This window comes from Pseudomonas sp. UC 17F4 (genome assembly GCF_900101695.1).
Classification (GTDB): Bacteria; Pseudomonadota; Gammaproteobacteria; order Pseudomonadales; family Pseudomonadaceae; genus Aquipseudomonas.
On sequence record NZ_FNKV01000001.1, the window covers coordinates 1,724,992 to 1,742,711 of the forward strand.

A 17,720-nucleotide genomic window follows, 5' to 3' on the forward strand; every position below is an offset into this window, starting at 1 on the left:
GAGTGTTCCCATGAGTGAAGCGATCAAACAGCCTGTGAGCCCTGAAGGCATTATTCAGATGCAGGGCGTGAACAAGTGGTACGGCCAGTTCCACGTGCTCAAGGACATCAACCTGAACGTGCGCCAGGGCGAGCGTATCGTGCTGTGCGGGCCGTCGGGCTCGGGCAAGTCGACCACCATCCGCTGCCTCAACCGTCTTGAGGAGCACCAGCAAGGGCGCATCGTCGTCGATGGCGTGGAGCTGACCAACGACCTCAAGCAGATCGAAGCGATCCGCCGCGAAGTCGGCATGGTGTTCCAGCACTTCAACCTGTTCCCGCACCTGACCATCCTGCAGAACTGCACCCTGGCGCCGATGTGGGTGCGCAAGATGCCCAAGCGCAAGGCCGAGGAAATTGCCATGCACTATCTGGAGCGGGTGCGAATTCCGGAGCAGGCCAACAAGTTTCCCGGGCAGCTATCGGGTGGCCAGCAACAACGGGTAGCGATTGCCCGGGCGCTGTGCATGAAGCCGAAGATCATGCTGTTCGACGAACCGACCTCGGCGCTCGACCCTGAGATGGTCAAGGAAGTGCTCGATACCATGGTTGGCCTTGCCGAAGACGGCATGACCATGCTCTGCGTGACCCACGAAATGGGCTTTGCCCGCACCGTGGCGAACCGGGTGATCTTCATGGATAAAGGCGAGATTGTAGAGCAGGCGGCGCCGGACGATTTCTTCGACCGGCCGCAGAATGAGCGGACCAAGCTGTTCTTGAGCCAGATTCTGCACTGACCCCATCGCGGGGCAAGCCCGCTCCCACAGGTAAACCACAAAACCTGTGGGAGCGGGCTTGCCCCGCGATGATGTTAACCCATCAGTTTTCTTCTTTGGCTGCCGGTGCCGGCGGTGGACGCAAGCCGATCTCGGCGGTCAGCTTGAGCTCCTTGCCGTTGCGCATGACCTGGATCGCCACCTTGTCATTGGGCTTGATCCGCGCCACCTGGTTCATCGAGCGGCGGCCATCGCCGGCCGGTTCGCCGTTGATGCTGAGGATCACGTCACCCAGCTCCAGGCCGGCCTTCTGTGCCGGGCCATCACGGAAAATCCCTGCCACGACAATGCCCGGGCGTCCCTGCATGCCGAACGACTCGGCCAGTTCCTGGCTCAGCGGCTGCACCTCGATCCCCAGCCAGCCCCGAATCACCTGGCCGTGCTCGATGATCGACTTCATCACCTCCAGAGCCAGCTTGGTCGGGATGGCAAAGCCGATGCCTTGCGAGCCGCCGGACTTGGAGAAGATCGCCGTGTTGATGCCGGTGAGGTTGCCGTTGGCGTCGACCAGCGCGCCACCGGAGTTGCCCGGGTTGATTGCGGCGTCGGTCTGGATGAAGTCTTCGTAGTTGTTCAGGCCCAGCTGGTTGCGGCCGGTGGCGCTGATGATGCCCATGGTCACGGTCTGGCCGACACCGAAGGGGTTGCCGATGGCCAGGGCGACGTCGCCGATATGGATGTTGTCGGAGCGGCCGATGGTGATCGACGGCAGGTTCTTCAGGTCGATCTTCAGCACCGCGAGGTCGGTTTCCGGGTCGCTGCCGATCACCCGTGCCAGGGTTTCGCGGCCGTCCTTGAGCGCCACCACGATCTGGTCGGCACCGGAGGTCACGTGGTTGTTGGTCAGCAGGTAGCCTTCCGGGCTCATGATCACTGCCGACCCCAGGCTCGACTCCCAGCGGCGCTGCTTGGGCAGGTTGTCGCCAAAGAAGCGGCGGAACTGCGGGTCTTCGAACAGCGGGTGGGCGGTCTTGTTGACCACCTTGGTGGTGTACAGGTTGGCCACCGCGGGGGCGGCGATGCTCACGGCGTCGGCGTAGGACACCGGCCCCTGCATGATCCGCGTGGTTTGCGGGGCTTGCTGCAGGTTGACGTCCTGGCTGGGCAGGCCGACCCACTGCGGAAAGCGCTGGATGACCAACAGGGCGATCAGCACGCCGACCAGCAGCGGCCAGCCAAAGTAACGCAAAGCCTTGAACATTGAACGAATCCTGGGAGTTGGCAGAGGGCCGATGACAGCTGGGAGCGTAAACGCGCGCGATCATACTGCGCTGCGGCTTGTGCAGGAACTGTTAAATCGTCACGAAAACCAACAATGCCAGCCCCCAGGCAACTGCCGTCGGTTTCCCCAAACCCGGCGACGGCCCATAATGCCGCTCATTATACGGGGCCTTGGGCCGCGCTGAACTGCGAAATTGAGGAGTCTTTCCATGGCTGTTGCCTTGAGTACCCTGGTCGAGGAAGCCGAACGCTACCTCGGTAGCGCCAAAATCCAGGACTACTGCCCCAACGGCCTGCAGGTCGAGGGCCGCCCGCAAGTGACCCGCATCGTCAGTGGCGTGACCGCAAGCCAGGCGTTGCTCGACGCTGCAGTCGAAGCCGACGCCGACCTGGTACTGGTGCACCACGGCTATTTCTGGAAGGGCGAGAATCCGTGCATCACCGGCATGAAGCAGCGCCGGCTGAAAACCCTGCTGAAAAACGACCTGAGCCTGTTGTCCTACCACCTGCCGCTGGACCTGCACGCGGAAGTGGGCAACAACGTGCAGCTGGCGCGCCAGCTCGACATCACTGTCGAAGGCCCGCTGGACCCGCAGAACCCGCGCATTGTCGGATTGGTCGGCTCGCTCGCCGAACCCATGTCGGCGCGCGATTTTGCCCGCAAGGTGCAGGAGGTGATGGGCCGTGAGCCGCTGTTGATCGAAGGCGAGCAGATCATCCGCCGGGTCGGCTGGTGTACCGGCGGCGGCCAGGGCTATATCGACCAGGCGATTGCTGCCGGTGTCGACCTGTACCTGAGCGGCGAAGCCTCCGAGCAGACCTTCCACAGCGCCCGCGAGAACGGCATCAGCTTCATCGCCGCCGGCCACCACGCCACCGAGCGTTACGGCGTGCAGGCGCTGGGCGATTACCTGGCCCGACGGTTTGCCCTGGAACACCTGTTCATCGACTGCCCGAACCCTATATAAAGCTAAAACGGCAGGGCATATTCTTATACTGTTTCGTTCTAGTTGGCTGCCTAAATAGAATCGGGCGCTGTGATAAAGTGGCCCGCTCGAACACGGCCCGCTGGCCGTCCATAAGATCGTATTTCCGTGAGTAGCCATGGTCGACAAACTGACGCATTTGAAACAGTTGGAGGCGGAAAGCATCCACATCATTCGTGAGGTGGCCGCCGAGTTCGATAACCCGGTGATGCTGTACTCGATTGGCAAGGACTCGGCCGTGATGCTGCACCTGGCGCGCAAGGCCTTCTTCCCGGGCAAGCTGCCGTTTCCGGTGATGCACGTCGACACCCAGTGGAAATTCCAGGAGATGTACAGCTTCCGCGACAAGATGGTCGAGGAAATGGGCCTGGAGCTGATCACCCACGTCAACCCGGACGGCGTCGCCCAGGGCATCAACCCGTTCACCCACGGCAGTGCCAAGCACACCGACATCATGAAGACCGAGGGCCTCAAGCAGGCGCTCGACAAGTACGGCTTCGATGCCGCCTTCGGTGGCGCGCGCCGCGACGAAGAGAAGTCGCGGGCCAAGGAGCGGGTCTACTCGTTCCGTGACAGCAAGCACCGCTGGGACCCGAAGAACCAGCGTCCGGAGCTGTGGAACGTCTACAACGGCAAGGTCAACAAGGGCGAGTCGATTCGCGTGTTCCCGCTGTCGAACTGGACCGAGCTGGACATCTGGCAGTACATCTACCTCGAAGGCATCCCGATCGTGCCGCTGTACTTCGCCGCCGAGCGTGAAGTGATCGAGAAGAACGGCACCCTGATCATGATCGACGACGCGCGCATCCTCGAGCACCTCTCGGAGGAAGAAAAGGCCCGTATCGTCAAGAAGAAGGTGCGTTTCCGTACCCTTGGCTGCTACCCGTTGACGGGCGCGGTGGAGTCGGAGGCCGAAAGCCTCACCGACATCATTCAGGAAATGCTCCTGACGCGCACTTCCGAGCGCCAGGGCCGGGTCATCGACCACGATGGCGCCGGCTCCATGGAAGACAAAAAACGTCAAGGGTACTTCTAAGCTTCAAGTTACAAGCGGCAAGCTGCAAGTTAGAAGCAAAGTGCGTAGCTTCTGGGTTTTGTCGGCTGCCGCCCCATTGTGGGTGCGTGAGAGTGCTTAACAATGGACTTTGAGAAGCTTGCTGTTTGGCAGAGAAGCAAAGATTTGGCGGTAGCGATTTACACGCAGCAGAGGGTGTGCCGGGATCTTGGATTCAAGGATCAGATCACCCGGGCGGCACTTTCCGTTCCGTCGAATATCGCCGAAGGCATGGAGCGCAGAACGGCAAAAGAAAAGGTTCGCTATCTGTGTATTGCCAAGGCGTCCTGCGGTGAGTTGCGTACGCAGATCATCATCGGGGGAGAGGTAGGCTATCTGCCAAAGCCTTTGTCGAATGAGTGGATTACAGAGACTCGTGAGCTTTCAAGAATGCTGAGCGGGTTGATCAACAAAATTTCTGACTAGTTGTATGCCGACAAGCTTGCCGCTTGAAGCTTACAGCTTGGAGCTTGAATGTAATGAGCCACCAATCTGATCTGATCAGCGAGGACATCCTCGCTTACCTGGCCCAGCACGAACGTAAAGAGCTGCTGCGCTTCCTTACCTGCGGTAACGTCGACGACGGCAAGAGCACGCTGATCGGGCGCCTGCTGCACGACTCGAAGATGATCTACGAAGACCATCTGGAAGCCATCACCCGCGACTCGAAGAAAGTCGGCACCACCGGTGACGACATCGACCTGGCGCTGCTGGTCGACGGCCTGCAGGCCGAGCGCGAGCAAGGCATCACCATCGATGTGGCCTACCGCTACTTCTCGACCGCCAAGCGTAAGTTCATCATCGCCGACACCCCGGGCCACGAGCAGTACACCCGCAACATGGCCACCGGTGCGTCGACTTGCGACCTGGCGATCATCCTGGTCGATGCCCGCTACGGTGTGCAGACCCAGACCCGCCGGCACAGCTACATTGCCTCGTTGCTGGGCATCAAGCACATCGTCGTCGCGGTCAACAAGATGGACCTCAAAGGCTTTGACGAGGGCGTGTTCGAGAGCATCAAGGCCGACTACCTGAAGTTCGCCGATGCCATCAACATGAGCCCGAGCAGCCTGCATTTCGTGCCGATGTCAGCGCTCAAGGGCGACAACGTGGTCAACCGCAGCGAGCGTTCGCCGTGGTACACGGGCCCGGCGTTAATGGAAATCCTCGAAACCGTCGAAGTCGCGGCCGACCGCAACTTCACCGACCTGCGCTTCCCGGTGCAGTACGTCAACCGGCCGAACCTGAACTTCCGCGGCTTCGCCGGTACCCTGGCCAGCGGCGTGGTGCACAAGGGCGATGAAATCGTCGTGCTGCCGTCGGGCAAGAGCAGCCGGGTCAAGTCCATCGTCACCTTCGAAGGCGAGCTGGAAAACGCCGGCCCCGGCCAGGCCGTGACCCTGACCATGGAAGACGAGATCGACATCTCCCGTGGCGACCTGCTGGTGCATGCCGACAACGTCCCGCCGGTGACCGACCAGTTCGACGCCATGCTGGTATGGATGGCTGAAGAGCCGATGCTGCCGGGCAAAAAATACGACATCAAGCGCGCCACCAGCTATGTGCCGGGCTCGATTGCCAGCATCGCCCACAAGGTCGATGTCAACACCCTGGAGCAGGGCGCCGCCAGTGCCCTGCAGCTCAACGAGATCGGCAAGGTCAAGGTCAGCCTCGATGCGCCGATCGCGCTGGACGGCTATGACAGCAACCGCACCACCGGTGCCTTTATTGTCATCGACCGCCTGACCAACGGCACCGTTGGCGCCGGCATGATCATCGCGCCACCGGTTGTGCCCCATGGCAGCGTTGGCCAGCACGGCAAACTGGCCCACGTGGACACCGCAGAACGTGCCCTGCGTTTCGGTCAGCAGCCAGCCACCGTGCTGTTCAGCGGCCTCTCGGGCGCGGGCAAGAGCACCCTGGCCTATGCCGTGGAGCGCAAGCTGTTCGACATGGGCCGTGCGGTGTATGTGCTCGATGGCCAGAACCTGCGCCACGACCTGAACAAAGGCTTGCCGCAGGACCGCGCCGGGCGCACCGAGAACTGGCGCCGTGCCGCGCACGTTGCGCGTCAGTTCAACGAAGCCGGCCTGCTGACCCTGGCCGCCTTCGTCGCCCCGGACGCCGAAGGCCGCGAACAGGCCAAGGCGCTGATCGGCAAGGAACGCCTGCTCACGGTCTACGTCCAGGCTTCGCCTCTGGCGTGCCGCGAGCGTGACCCGCAGGGCCTGTATGCCGCCGGCGGCGACAACATCCCGGGCGAGAGCTTCCCGTATGACGTACCGCTGGATGCGGACCTGGTGATCGACACCCAGAACGTCAGCCTGGAAGACGGCGTCAAGCAGGTGCTGGAGCTGCTGCGCAAGCGTGGCGCGATCTAAGCGCTGGCGCTGAACAAGAAGCCCCACTTCGGTGGGGCTTTTTGTTGGTCGAATTCACCGCACGGTAGGAGCGGGCTTGCCCCGCGATGGGCCCTCATTCAGCCCACCTTCAGTCCAGGCCTGCCGTTGGCTACTCGCCACTCCAGGATCTGCTTCATAATCTTCTGCGGCGTTGGTTCCTGATCGCCAGCCGGGTAAAAAATCAGGTCCGAGCCCTCTGGATGTTGCGTCACTGCGATGAAGTGCTCAAGCAAGGTGTCCTGATAGAGCTCGGTGCCAGCGGCCCCGGCAGGTTGTCCAGGTCATACAGTGCACCGCCCTCGCTCGTTGGTACGATATGGCGCATTTCATAAGAACGGCGATTCTTGACCGTTTCTGAAAATGGCGCGCGGGGTGGGAGTTGGAGTCAGGATTTTCTGAGCAGCGAGAAATTTGCTTCCTACAGGGCGATGCAGTGGGAAAATCGCGGGGCAAGCCCGCTCCCACATTGTAGGAACGGGATTTGAATTCAGATGTGCTTTTCCGACACCGGAATCACCCGCTTCTCCTTCACTGCCTTGAACGAGAAGCTCGAGTAAATCTCTTTCACCCCGGGCAAGGTCTGCAGCACTTCGCGGGCAAACTCACCGAATGACTCAAGGTCGCGGGCAAGGATTTCCAGCAGGAAGTCATAACGCCCGGAGATGTTGTGGCAGGCGACGATTTCGGGGATTTCCATCAGTCGCTGCTCGAAGGCGCGGGCCATTTCCTTGCTGTGCGAGTCCATCATGATGCTGACGAAAGCGGTTACGCCAAAGCCCAGCGACTTGGGCGAGAGGATGGCCTGGTAGCCGATGATGTAGCCGGCTTCTTCCAGTAGCTTGATCCGTCGCCAGCACGGCGAGGTGGTCAGTGCGACCTGGTCGGCCAGCTCGGAAACCGTCAAGCGCGCGTTGTCTTGCAAGGCCGCGAGCAACGCTCGATCGGTGCGATCGATGGTTGTAGGCATGTTTTACCCTCCGTGGTCTGAAATCGTTGTTTTTATGTCAATAACCTTCCGCAAGGACGGCTACATTTGGAAAAAAATCAGCACCTCAGTGGCATAAGCTTATAACAAACCACTAGAGGCTGTTTGCCATGAGCGGCTCCAATAACAATTCAGGTTTTGCCACCCGCGCCATTCACCACGGTTACGATCCACTGGAACACAGTGGTGCCCTGGTGCCACCGATCTACCAGACCGCGACCTTTGCTTTTCCGACCGTCGAGTACGGCGCTGCCTGCTTCGCCGGTGAACAGGCCGGACATTTCTACAGCCGGATTTCCAACCCTACCCTGGCCTTGCTGGAACAACGCATGGCCTCGCTCGAAGGCGGCGAAGCTGGCCTGGCGCTGGCCTCGGGGATGGGCGCGATTACCGCGACCCTGTGGACCCTGCTGCGCCCCGGCGACGAGGTGCTGGTGGGGCGCACCCTGTACGGCTGCACCTTTGCCTTTTTACACCATGGTATCGGCGAGTTCGGGGTCAAGGTCCGGCATGTCGACATGAGCGACCTGCAGGCTGTCGCCGCGGCGATTAACGGCAATACCCGGGTTATTTATTTCGAAACCCCGGCCAACCCCAATATGCAGATGACCGATATCGCTGCCGTGGCCGCGCTTGCGCACCAGCACGATATCAGCGTGGTGGTCGACAACACCTACTGCACGCCGTACCTGCAGCGACCCCTGGAGCTGGGCGCCGACCTGGTGGTGCATTCGGCGACCAAGTACCTCAGTGGCCATGGCGATATCACTGCCGGCCTGGTGGTGGGGCGCAAGGCGCTGGTGGACAGGATTCGCCTGGAAGGCTTGAAGGACATGACCGGTGCAGTGATGTCGCCCCATGACGCCGCCTTGCTGATGCGCGGGATGAAAACCCTGAACTTGCGCATGGAGCGCCACTGCAGCAATGCCCAGGCCATTGCCGAATACCTCGAGCAACAGCCGGAAGTTGAAATGCTCAATTACCCCGGCCTGCCCGGCTTTGCTCAATATGAGCTGGCCCAGCGGCAGATGCGTTTGCCGGGCGGCATGATCGCCTTTGAACTCAAGGGCGGCATCACTGCCGGCAGGCGTTTCATGAATGCCCTGCAGTTGTTCAGCCGTGCCGTCAGCCTTGGCGATGCCGAATCGCTGGCCCAACACCCGGCAAGCATGACCCACTCCAGCTATACCCCAGAGGAGCGTGCGCAGTACGGCATTTCCGAAGGGCTGGTACGCCTGTCGGTGGGCCTGGAGGACATCGACGACCTGCTGGCGGATATTCAACAAGCGCTCAAGGCCTGCGCCTAACCTTTCACGGACGAGGTCAATGCAATGGTGGCAATGATGAACCTTGTGCCTGGCGAAGGTGTGCCGCGGCGCCCGGGCGATCCACAGCAGGACAGCGATCCGGGGGAAACCGCCGAATGGCTGGACGCACTGGATTCGACCCTGCTGCACTGCGGCCCGGAGCGTGCGCGGTTTCTGCTGCAGCAACTGCAAACCCATGCCCGCGAGTTGGGCCTGGAGCGCGGGGCCCAGGCCTTTTCGGCCTATCGCAATAGCTTGTCGGTGGAGCAGCAGGGCGTCTATCCGGGTGATCTGGAGCTCGATGAGCGCATCACCAGCATCCTGCGCTGGAACGCCCTGGCCATGGTCATGCGGGCCAACCACGCTTATGGCGACCTCGGCGGGCACATCGCCAGTTATGCCTCGGCCGCAGAGATTTTCGAAGTCGGTTTCCAGCACTTTTTTCGCGGTGAGGCCGGTGGCGAGCAACGCAGCGCTGACCTGGTGTTCTTCCAGCCGCATTCGGCGCCGGGCATTTATGCCCGGGCCTTCCTTGAAGGACGTTTGAGCGAAGAGCAACTGGCCAGCTATCGCCAGGAAGTGGCTGGCAAGGGCCTGTGCTCCTACCCACATCCGTGGCTGATGCCGGACTTCTGGCAGTTTCCGACAGGATCCATGGGCATCGGCCCACTCAACGCGATCTACCAGGCGCGGTTCATGCGCTACCTGCACAACCGCCAGTTGCTCGATACCAGTGCCCGGCACGTCTGGGGGGTGTTTGGCGATGGCGAGATGGACGAGCCGGAGTCGATTGCCGGCCTGACCCTGGCCGCCCGCGAGCAACTGGACAACCTGACCTTCGTGGTCAACTGCAACCTGCAGCGCCTGGACGGCCCGGTGCGCGGCAACGGCCAGATCATCCAGGAACTGGAGGCGCTGTTCAGTGGCGCCGGCTGGAACGTGATCAAGGTGCTCTGGGGCTCGGAGTGGGACGCATTGTTCGCTCGTGACACCGAGCACGTGCTGTTGCGCCAGTTGGCGGCGACCCCGGACGGGCAGTTCCAGAACCTTGGGGCCAAAGATGGCGCCTACAACCTCGAGCACTTTTTCAACCAGCAACCGGCCTTGCAAAAGCTGGTGGAGCACATGAGCTCGGCCGAGATCAATGCGTTGAAACGCGGTGGCCACGATTTTCGCAAACTGTACGCCGCCTTCGCCGCCGCCAAGGCCTGCAAGGGCCGGCCAACGGTTATTCTGGCCAAGACCAAGAAGGGCTACGGCATGAGCGCCGCCGGTGAATCGCGAATGACCGCGCACCAGGCCAAGAAGCTCGACGTGCAGGCCTTGCTAGCCTTTCGTGATCGTTTTCATTTGCCGCTGTCGGACGCGCAGGTCGAACAGTTGCAGTTCTATCGACCGGACCAAGACAGCGCAGAAATGCGCTACCTGCGCGAGCGGCGGGAAGCTCTGGGTGGGCCGCTGCCTGCTCGGCGCAGCGACGTACGCCCGGTGCCGGTGCCAGCGCTGGAAGCCATGGGCGGCTTCGCCCTGCAGGCCGACGGCAAGGAAATGTCCACCACCATGGCCGCCGTGCGCATGCTCAGCGCCTGGCTCAAGGCGCCACAGCTGGGGCCGCGGGTGGTGCCGATAGTCGCCGACGAGGCGCGCACCTTCGGCATGGCCAGCCTGTTCCGGCAGATCGGCATCTACTCGCCCCAGGGGCAATGCTACGAGCCGGAAGACGCAGGGTCGTTGCTGTCCTACAAGGAAGCGCGCGATGGCCAGTTGCTGGAGGAAGGTATTACCGAAGCCGGGGCGATTTCTTCCTGGGTGGCGGCGGCAACGTCCTACGCGGTGCATGGCGAACCGATGCTGCCGGTGTACATCTATTACTCGATGTTCGGCTTTCAACGCGTCGGTGACCTGATCTGGGCCGCCGCCGACCAGCGCGCCCGTGGCCTGCTGCTGGGCGCCACTGCCGGGCGCACCACGTTGGGCGGAGAGGGGCTGCAGCACCAGGACGGTTCAAGCCTGGTGATGGCCTCGATGGTGCCCAACTGCCGGGCCTGGGAGCCGTGCTTTGCTGGCGAGCTGGCGGTGATCCTCGAGTACGCGGCGCGGCGCATGCTCACTGAACAGTGCGATGAATTTCATTATGTCGCGGTGATGAACGAAAACTATCCACAGCCGTCCCTGCCGGCGCAGGTGCATGAAGAGGTTTTGCGCGGCATGTACCGTTATGTCGAACAGCAGCTGCCGGCTGCCCAGGGGCGGGTGCGCCTGCTGGGCTCCGGGGCGATTCTGCGCGAGGTGATTGCTGCCAGTGAACTGCTGGCCAGCGACTGGCAGGTTGCCAGTGAAGTGTTCAGTGTCACCAGCTTCAGCGAGCTGGCGCGTGAGGCGCGGGATGTAGATCGCGCCGGCCGGTTGGGGCAGGGCAGTGCTGATCTGAGCCATGTGCAGCGCTGCCTGGACGGTGACGCGCCGGTGATTGCCGCAACCGATTACGTGCGGGCCTGGCCACAATTGATTGCTGAATATGTACAGGCACCTTATGTGACGCTTGGCACTGATGGCTTTGGCCGAAGCGATACCCGCCAGCAGCTGCGGCGCTTCTTCGAGGTCGATCGCTTCAGTATCGTTCTGGCAAGCCTGCACAGCCTGGTGCGCCAGGGTGGAGTTGAGCGGCGGGTGCTGGATGAGGCGCGGGAGAAGTACGGCTACCGGGAGGGGGAGGCGCCTTGGTATTGCTGAGGCTCATCACGGGGCAAGCCCGCTCCTGCAGGCTGCAACAGCAGCCATAATAAAAAACCCCGCCAGTTGGCGGGGTTTGTATTTTTAACGCTTGAGCCCGTAATGCTCATCGAGCATGCCCGGTGCGTTGGGCGCTTTCGGTGCGTAGTCGCGCGGCACCTCGGTGTCCTTCGGCGGGGTCAGGCGATCACGCGCAGGCTGCACGGCTTCGGAGTGCAGGGCGGCCAGCAGGCGCTGGCGGGTGAGTTCGTCGAGGGCCAGGCGGTTGGCGCCCTCGGCCAGGTGATCCTGGACGTCCTGGTAACTTTGGGTCAGCTTTTTGACCAGCGCAGCCGTACTGTTGAAGTGAGTAACCACCTCATTCTGGTAGCTGTCGAAACGTTCCTGGATATCATCCAGCTGACGCTGGGTGCTGCTCGGTGCGGCATTGGGCAGCAGGCGGGCGACCAGGAAACCAACGACGACACCCACGACGAGGGCCAGGGTCGGCAACAACCAAACTAAGAGCGAGAGTTCCACGAGTCCTTCCTCTATAAACGGCTTTGCTTTACGTTAACGGCTCGGACCTGCGCTGTATACCGCGAACGATCGCAAATATCTCAGACAGAATCATTCAGCTAGACGAGTCGACCCTTTCCGAGGTCACGGAGTTTATCCTTGCTTATCCGCGAAACCCCCGTATTCATCGATGGCCCGGTCGGCCAACTGGAAGCCTTGTACCTTGATGTTGCCGACGCCCGTGGCGTGGTGTTGCTGTGTCACCCTAACCCGGTGCAGGGCGGGACCATGACCAACAAGGTGGTGTCGATGCTGCAGCGCACCGCCCGCGATGCCGGTTACATCACCTTGCGATTCAACTACCGTGGTGTCGGTGCCAGCGCCGGTAACCATGACATGGGCAGCGGCGAAGTGGACGATGCTCAGGCGGCGGCGACCTGGCTGCTGGAACAACATCCACAGCTGCCCCTGACCCTGATGGGTTTTTCATTCGGCGGCTTTGTTGCGGCCAGCCTCGGCGGGCGTCTGGAAGCAAACGGTATCGAATTGAAGCACCTGTTCATGGTTGCGCCAGCGGTGATGCGCCTGCAGGATCACGACACCTTGCCACAAGGCTGCGCGCTGAGCGTGATCCAGCCGCAAACCGACGAAGTGATCGATCCGCAGATCGTCTACGCTTGGTCCGGCGCACTGCCACGCCCCCATGAGCTGCTGAAAGTGGCAGAATGCGGACACTTTTTCCATGGCAAGCTCACCGACCTCAAGGAACTGGTGCTGCCACGCCTTTCGAACTGATACAAGCCTGATAAGCGATTACCCATGACTACGCGCATCCTTACCGGTATCACCACCACGGGCACGCCTCACCTGGGCAACTACGCCGGTGCCATCCGCCCGGCGATCCTCGCCAGCCGTGAGCCGGGTGTCGACTCGTTCTATTTTCTGGCCGACTACCACGCCCTGATCAAATGCGACGACCCGCAGCGCATCCAGCGCTCGCGCCTGGAAATCGCCGCGACCTGGCTGGCCGGTGGCCTGGACCCGGAGCGAGTGACTTTCTATCGTCAGTCCGACATCCCCGAGATTCCCGAGCTGACCTGGCTGCTGACCTGCGTTGCGGCCAAGGGCCTGCTCAACCGCGCGCACGCCTACAAGGCGTCGGTGGACAAGAACGTCGAGAACGGCGAAGACCCGGATGCCGGCATCAGCATGGGCCTGTACAGCTACCCGGTACTGATGGCCGCCGACATCCTGATGTTCAACGCCAACAAGGTGCCAGTCGGCCGTGACCAGATCCAGCACGTGGAAATGGCCCGCGACATCGGCCAGCGCTTCAACCACCTGTTCGGCCAGGGCAAGGAATTCTTCGCCATGCCCGAAGCGCTGATCGAAGAAAGCGTCGCCACCCTGCCGGGCCTGGACGGGCGCAAGATGTCCAAGAGCTACGACAACACCATCCCGTTGTTCACCAGCGCCAAGGACATGAAGGATGCCATCTCGCGCATCGTCACCGACTCCCGCGCCCCGGGCGAAGCCAAGGATCCGGACAACGCGCACCTGTTCACCCTGTTCCAGGCCTTCGCCACTGCCTCCCAGGCCGATGAGTTTCGCAGCGAACTGCTCCAGGGCCTGGGTTGGGGCGAAGCCAAGCAGCGCCTGTTCCAGTTGCTCGATGGCCAGCTGAGCGAGCCGCGCGAGCGTTATCACCAGTTGATCAGCCGCCCGGCCGACCTTGAGGACATCCTCCTGGCCGGCGCGCAAAAAGCCCGCAAGGTGGCCACGCCGTTCCTTGAGGAGCTGCGCGAAGCGGTCGGCCTGCGCTCGTTCCGTAACGTCGAGCAGGCCACTGCCCAGGTCAAGAAGAAGGCGGCCAAGACCGCGCGCTTTGTCAGCTTCCGCGAAGACGACGGCAGCTTCCGCTTCCGCCTGCTGGCGGCCGATGGCGAGCAACTGCTGTTGTCGCGCAACTTCGCCGACGGCAAGACCGCAGGTGCTGTGAGCAAGCAATTGCAACAGGGCGGCGAGCTTGACGTGCGCCACGAAGGCCTGGGCTTCAGCCTGTGGCTGGAAGGTGAGTGCGTTGGCGACGGCCCGCAGTTTGCCGACGGCGCCGCCCGCGACAGCGCCATCGAAACCCTGCGCGCGGCCCTGGTGCCCCAGCAGGACTGAACGGCTTATCGGAAGTCTGATTGCCATTATCCCGGGCCGTCGCTACAGTGACGGCCCGTTTTTGTTACCTTGCTAACGAATTATGACGCCCCTAGAACGATATCAAGCAGATCTGAAACGTCCCGAATTCTTCCATGACGCGGCGCAGGAAACTGCAGTGCGTCATCTGCAGCGCCTGTACGACGATCTGATCGCGGCGCAGAACAACAAGCCGGGTGTGTTCGGCAAGTTGTTCGGCAAGAAGGACCAGGCACCGGTCAAGGGCTTGTACTTCTGGGGTGGGGTAGGCCGCGGCAAGACCTACCTGGTCGATACCTTCTTTGAAGCGCTGCCGTTCAAGCAGAAGGTGCGCACGCACTTCCACCGCTTCATGAAGCGCGTCCACGAGGAAATGAAAACCCTCAAGGGCGAGAAGAACCCGCTGACCATCATCGCCAAGCGCTTCTCCGACGAGGCCCGGGTGATCTGCTTCGACGAGTTCTTCGTCTCCGACATTACCGATGCGATGATCCTCGGCACCCTGATGGAGGAGCTGTTCAAGAACGGCGTGACCCTGGTGGCCACCTCCAACATCGTCCCTGACGGCCTGTACAAGGACGGCCTGCAGCGCGCACGCTTCCTGCCGGCGATTGCCCTGATCAAGCAGAACACCGAGATCGTCAACGTCGACAGCGGCGTCGACTATCGCCTGCGGCACCTGGAACAAGCCGAGCTGTTCCACTTCCCGCTCGACGAAGCGGCCCACGAAAGCCTGCGCAAAAGCTTCAAGGCACTGACCCCGGAGTGCACCCAGGCGGTCGAGAACGATGTGCTGGTGATCGAGAACCGCGAAATCCGCGCCCTGCGTACCTGTGACGACGTGGCCTGGTTCGAATTCCGCGAACTGTGCGACGGCCCGCGCAGCCAGAACGACTACATCGAACTGGGCAAGATCTTCCATGCCGTGCTGCTCAGCGGCGTCGAGCAGATGAGCGTCGCCACCGACGACATCGCCCGACGCTTCATCAACATGGTCGACGAGTTCTATGACCGCAACGTCAAGCTGATCATCTCGGCCGAGGTTGAACTCAAGGACCTGTACACCGGTGGTCGGCTGACCTTCGAGTTCCAGCGCACCCTGAGCCGCCTGCTGGAAATGCAGTCCCACGAATTCCTGTCGCGGGCGCATAAGCCTTAAAAGCAGCTGCAAGTTTCAAGCTTCAAGCTGCAAGCAGGATCAAGAGCCGACCGCGTGCTGCTTTTGATCCTGCTCTTGCTCTTGCTTGCCGCTTGAAGCTTGAGGCTTGAAGCTGAGGAGGCCTTTCAGGCCTCCTGCATAAACTGCTGCCGATACTGATTCGGCGACAACTCTGTGTGCTGCCTGAACAACCGGGCAAAGAAACTCGCATCGTCATAACCAACTTCATAGCTGATGGTCTTGATGCTTTTGCGTGTGCCCGACAGCAAGCCCTTGGCCGTTTCGATCCGCAGCCGTTGCAGGTAGTGCAGCGGCTTGTCGCCGGTGGCGCTCTGGAAGCGGCGCATGAAGTTGCGGATGCTCATGCCGTGGTTGCGGGCCACGTCCTCGAAGCGGAACTTGTCGGCGAAATGCTCTTCGAGCCAGTGCTGGATCTGCAGGATGATCAGGTCCTGGTGCAGTTTCTGCCCGCCAAAGCCCATGCGCCCCGGGGTGTAGTTGCGCTGTACTTCGTAGAGGATGTCACGGGCCACCGCTTGCGCGACGTTTGCCCCGCAGAAACGCTCGATCAGGTAGATGTACAGGTCGCAGGCCGAGGTGGTGCCGCCGGCGCAATAGAGGTTGTCGGCGTCGGTCAGGTGCTTGTCCTGGTTGAGGCCGACCTTGGGGAAGCGCTCTTCGAACTGGCTGAAGAAGCGCCAGTAGGTGGTCGCCTCCTTGCCGTCGAGCAACCCGGCTTCGGCCAGCCAGAACACGCCGCTGGCCTCGCCGCAGAGCACGGCGCCGCGGGCGTGTTGCTCGCGTAGCCAGGGCAATACTTGCGGGTAGCGCTGGCAGAGGGCATCGAAATCGTCCCAGAACGCCGGCAGGATGATGATGTCGGCCTGCTCCAGGCCGCTGTCGACCGGCAGCATCACTTCGCTGAAGCTGCGCACAGGCTGGCCGTCAGGGCTCACCAGGCGGGTTTCGAACATCGGCTGCAGGCCCAGGCCCAACTGCTTGCTGTAGCGCAGGCTGGCGAGATGGAAGAAATCCTTGGCCTGCATCAGGGTCGATGCGAAGACATTGTCGATGGCCAGGATACTGACGCGCCGCAAGGACGCCGTGGGTTGGGTAAACATCATTTTCTTTATTCTTATAGGGTAGAGTGGTCAATCACCGGCTGGATCGTCTTATTTTTTGGCGATTGTGTCTACCCTCGGTTCCCACCTTGTTGATGGGAACCGGGATTGCGTCTCAGGGCGCGGGGTTGGGCTGGTCCTGATGGATGGCCTCGATGGCCGCCAGCAGCTCGTCGCTGAGCTTGAGGTCGGCGCTTGCCAGGTTGCTGTCCAGTTGCTCGAGGGTGGTGGCACCGATGATGTTGCTGGTCACGAACGGCTGGCGGGTGACGAAGGCCAGGGCCATTTGCGCCGGGTCCAGGCCATGGTCGCGGGCCAGCTTCACGTAGCGGCTGCAGGCAGCCACGGTTTGCGGGTTGGAGTAGCGCGAGAAGCGGCTGAACAGGGTCAGGCGGCCCGCGGCCGGGCGTGCGCCGTTTTCGTACTTGCCCGAGAGCATGCCGAAAGCCAGGGGCGAGTAGGCCAGCAGGCCGCACTGTTCGCGGATGGCGATTTCCGCCAGGCCCACTTCGAAGCTGCGGTTGAGCAGGTTGTAGGGGTTCTGGATCGACACCGCGCGGCTCCAGCCGCGGCTTTCGGCCAGCTGCAGGAACTTCATGGTGCCCCACGGGGTTTCGTTGGACAGGCCGATGTGGCGGATCTTGCCGGCCTTGACCTGCTCGTCGAGCACTTCGAGGGTTTCTTCCAGCGGGGTGAACAGGTCTTGCGGCGCATGCTGGTAACCCAGCTTGCCGAAGAAGTTGGTGCTGCGCTCTGGCCAGTGCAACTGGTAGAGGTCGATCCAGTCGGTCTGCAGGCGCTTGAGGCTGTCGTCCAGGGCGGCGACGATGTGCTGGCGGTTGTGCTTGAGCAGGCCGTCGCGGATATGGTTGATGCCGTTGCCGGGGCCGGCCACCTTGCTGGCCAGGATCCACTGGGCGCGATCGCCGCGCTGCTTGAACCCGTTACCGATCATGCGCTCGGTGGCGGCGTAGGTTTCCGGGCGGGGAGGGACGGGGTACATCTCGGCGGTATCGATGAAATTGATCCCGGCGGCCTTGGCCCGTTCGATCTGGGCGAAGGCCTGGGTCTGGTCGTTCTGCTCGCCCCAGGTCATGCTGCCAAGGCACAGGGCGCTGACGTTGAGGTCGGTTCGGCCCAGCTGGCGATAGTCCATTCGACTGCTTCCTGTCTAAAAGAAGCATAAAAGCAGGTTGAATTTTTTTTCGCAATCTGGATAATTCAGCCCCTCTCCGTGCAGCGGGAGTGATGCC

The 17,720-nt window shown here is 61.8% G+C and carries 15 protein-coding genes and 1 pseudogene; 10 read left to right on the forward strand and 6 right to left on the reverse strand.

Annotation, left to right across the window (positions count from 1 at the left end; genetic code table 11):
- The first annotated feature begins 10 nt into the window (after positions 1 to 10).
- Positions 11 to 775, forward strand: a complete 765-nt coding sequence (locus BLR26_RS08035) for an amino acid ABC transporter ATP-binding protein (protein ID WP_010220739.1) — start codon at positions 11 to 13, stop codon at positions 773 to 775.
- Between the two features lie 82 nt (positions 776 to 857).
- On the opposite strand, the gene algW is transcribed toward BLR26_RS08035, so the two are convergent.
- Positions 858 to 2,015, reverse strand: a complete 1,158-nt coding sequence (gene algW, locus BLR26_RS08040; RefSeq protein WP_010220741.1) for a Do family serine endopeptidase AlgW — start codon at positions 2,013 to 2,015, stop codon at positions 858 to 860.
- Positions 2,016 to 2,244: 229 nt separating this feature from the next.
- On the opposite strand from algW, the gene BLR26_RS08045 reads away from it, so the two are divergent.
- The 4 genes from BLR26_RS08045 to cysN all read left to right on the forward strand — a co-directional run bounded on the left by BLR26_RS08045 (position 2,245) and on the right by cysN (position 6,456).
- Positions 2,245 to 3,003 carry a Nif3-like dinuclear metal center hexameric protein gene (locus tag BLR26_RS08045; protein ID WP_093379772.1) on the forward strand — a complete coding sequence of 253 codons (759 nt, stop codon included), beginning with the start codon at positions 2,245 to 2,247 and terminating at the stop codon, positions 3,001 to 3,003.
- A 136-nt stretch (positions 3,004 to 3,139) separates the two neighbouring features.
- Positions 3,140 to 4,057, forward strand: coding sequence for a sulfate adenylyltransferase subunit CysD (cysD, locus tag BLR26_RS08050; protein WP_038998836.1), 918 nt, complete (start codon positions 3,140 to 3,142; stop codon positions 4,055 to 4,057).
- A gap of 102 nt (positions 4,058 to 4,159) precedes the next feature.
- Positions 4,160 to 4,501: a four helix bundle protein gene (locus BLR26_RS08055; protein WP_093379777.1), complete on the forward strand. Its 342-nt coding sequence runs from the start codon at positions 4,160 to 4,162 to the stop codon at positions 4,499 to 4,501.
- Between the two features lie 53 nt (positions 4,502 to 4,554).
- Positions 4,555 to 6,456 (forward strand): sulfate adenylyltransferase subunit CysN, encoded by a 1,902-nt coding sequence (gene cysN, locus BLR26_RS08060; protein WP_093379781.1) that lies wholly within the window; start codon positions 4,555 to 4,557, stop codon positions 6,454 to 6,456.
- Positions 6,457 to 6,554: 98 nt separating this feature from the next.
- Here the strand turns inward: cysN and BLR26_RS27665 are convergent.
- Positions 6,555 to 6,722, reverse strand: a pseudogene (locus BLR26_RS27665) (bacteriocin immunity protein); the annotation flags it as partial.
- A gap of 242 nt (positions 6,723 to 6,964) precedes the next feature.
- Positions 6,965 to 7,444 carry an Lrp/AsnC family transcriptional regulator gene (locus BLR26_RS08070; protein WP_045197280.1) on the reverse strand — a complete coding sequence of 160 codons (480 nt, stop codon included), beginning with the start codon at positions 7,442 to 7,444 and terminating at the stop codon, positions 6,965 to 6,967.
- Positions 7,445 to 7,572: 128 nt separating this feature from the next.
- Here BLR26_RS08070 and BLR26_RS08075 point away from each other — a divergent pair, with 128 nt between their 5' ends.
- Together BLR26_RS08075 and mdeB are read left to right on the forward strand one after the other, a co-directional pair.
- Complete coding sequence (locus BLR26_RS08075; RefSeq protein WP_045197282.1) at positions 7,573 to 8,769, forward strand: methionine gamma-lyase; 1,197 nt, start codon at positions 7,573 to 7,575, stop codon at positions 8,767 to 8,769.
- Positions 8,770 to 8,805: 36 nt separating this feature from the next.
- On the forward strand, positions 8,806 to 11,502 hold the full coding sequence (gene mdeB, locus BLR26_RS08080; RefSeq protein ID WP_176794219.1) for an alpha-ketoglutarate dehydrogenase: 2,697 nt from the start codon (positions 8,806 to 8,808) through the stop codon (positions 11,500 to 11,502).
- Positions 11,503 to 11,586: 84 nt separating this feature from the next.
- On the opposite strand, the gene BLR26_RS08085 is transcribed toward mdeB, so the two are convergent.
- Entirely contained in the window at positions 11,587 to 12,021 is a 435-nt protein-coding gene (locus tag BLR26_RS08085; RefSeq protein ID WP_038998843.1) for a Z-ring associated ZapG family protein, read from the reverse strand.
- Between the two features lie 138 nt (positions 12,022 to 12,159).
- Here BLR26_RS08085 and BLR26_RS08090 point away from each other — a divergent pair, with 138 nt between their 5' ends.
- The 3 genes from BLR26_RS08090 (at position 12,160) to zapE (ending at position 15,346) form a co-directional block, all read left to right on the forward strand.
- Positions 12,160 to 12,795: an alpha/beta hydrolase gene (locus tag BLR26_RS08090; RefSeq protein ID WP_093379795.1), complete on the forward strand. Its 636-nt coding sequence runs from the start codon at positions 12,160 to 12,162 to the stop codon at positions 12,793 to 12,795.
- A gap of 24 nt (positions 12,796 to 12,819) precedes the next feature.
- Positions 12,820 to 14,169 (forward strand): tryptophan--tRNA ligase, encoded by a 1,350-nt coding sequence (locus tag BLR26_RS08095; protein ID WP_045197286.1) that lies wholly within the window; start codon positions 12,820 to 12,822, stop codon positions 14,167 to 14,169.
- 82 nt (positions 14,170 to 14,251) lie between these two features.
- Positions 14,252 to 15,346 (forward strand): cell division protein ZapE, encoded by a 1,095-nt coding sequence (zapE, locus tag BLR26_RS08100; protein ID WP_045197288.1) that lies wholly within the window; start codon positions 14,252 to 14,254, stop codon positions 15,344 to 15,346.
- Positions 15,347 to 15,471: 125 nt separating this feature from the next.
- Here the strand turns inward: zapE and BLR26_RS08105 are convergent, their stop codons facing one another.
- A complete protein-coding gene (locus BLR26_RS08105) occupies positions 15,472 to 16,392 on the reverse strand; it encodes a GlxA family transcriptional regulator (protein ID WP_176794318.1) in 921 nt (306 codons plus the stop codon).
- Positions 16,393 to 16,582: 190 nt separating this feature from the next.
- Positions 16,583 to 17,623 carry an NADP(H)-dependent aldo-keto reductase gene (locus tag BLR26_RS08110; protein WP_045197290.1) on the reverse strand — a complete coding sequence of 347 codons (1,041 nt, stop codon included), beginning with the start codon at positions 17,621 to 17,623 and terminating at the stop codon, positions 16,583 to 16,585.
- Positions 17,624 to 17,720: the final 97 nt, after the last annotated feature.

Coding starts and splice junctions, on each gene's coding strand:
- BLR26_RS08035 (WP_010220739.1), top strand. CDS start 11: ATGAGTGAAGCGATCAAACAGCCTGTGAGCCCTGAAGGCATTATTCAG.
- algW (WP_010220741.1), bottom strand. CDS start 2,015: ATGTTCAAGGCTTTGCGTTACTTTGGCTGGCCGCTGCTGGTCGGCGTG.
- BLR26_RS08045 (WP_093379772.1), top strand. CDS start 2,245: ATGGCTGTTGCCTTGAGTACCCTGGTCGAGGAAGCCGAACGCTACCTC.
- cysD (WP_038998836.1), top strand. CDS start 3,140: ATGGTCGACAAACTGACGCATTTGAAACAGTTGGAGGCGGAAAGCATC.
- BLR26_RS08055 (WP_093379777.1), top strand. CDS start 4,160: ATGGACTTTGAGAAGCTTGCTGTTTGGCAGAGAAGCAAAGATTTGGCG.
- cysN (WP_093379781.1), top strand. CDS start 4,555: ATGAGCCACCAATCTGATCTGATCAGCGAGGACATCCTCGCTTACCTG.
- BLR26_RS08070 (WP_045197280.1), bottom strand. CDS start 7,444: ATGCCTACAACCATCGATCGCACCGATCGAGCGTTGCTCGCGGCCTTG.
- BLR26_RS08075 (WP_045197282.1), top strand. CDS start 7,573: ATGAGCGGCTCCAATAACAATTCAGGTTTTGCCACCCGCGCCATTCAC.
- mdeB (WP_176794219.1), top strand. CDS start 8,806: ATGAACCTTGTGCCTGGCGAAGGTGTGCCGCGGCGCCCGGGCGATCCA.
- BLR26_RS08095 (WP_045197286.1), top strand. CDS start 12,820: ATGACTACGCGCATCCTTACCGGTATCACCACCACGGGCACGCCTCAC.
- zapE (WP_045197288.1), top strand. CDS start 14,252: ATGACGCCCCTAGAACGATATCAAGCAGATCTGAAACGTCCCGAATTC.
- BLR26_RS08105 (WP_176794318.1), bottom strand. CDS start 16,392: ATGCAGGCCAAGGATTTCTTCCATCTCGCCAGCCTGCGCTACAGCAAG.
- BLR26_RS08110 (WP_045197290.1), bottom strand. CDS start 17,623: ATGGACTATCGCCAGCTGGGCCGAACCGACCTCAACGTCAGCGCCCTG.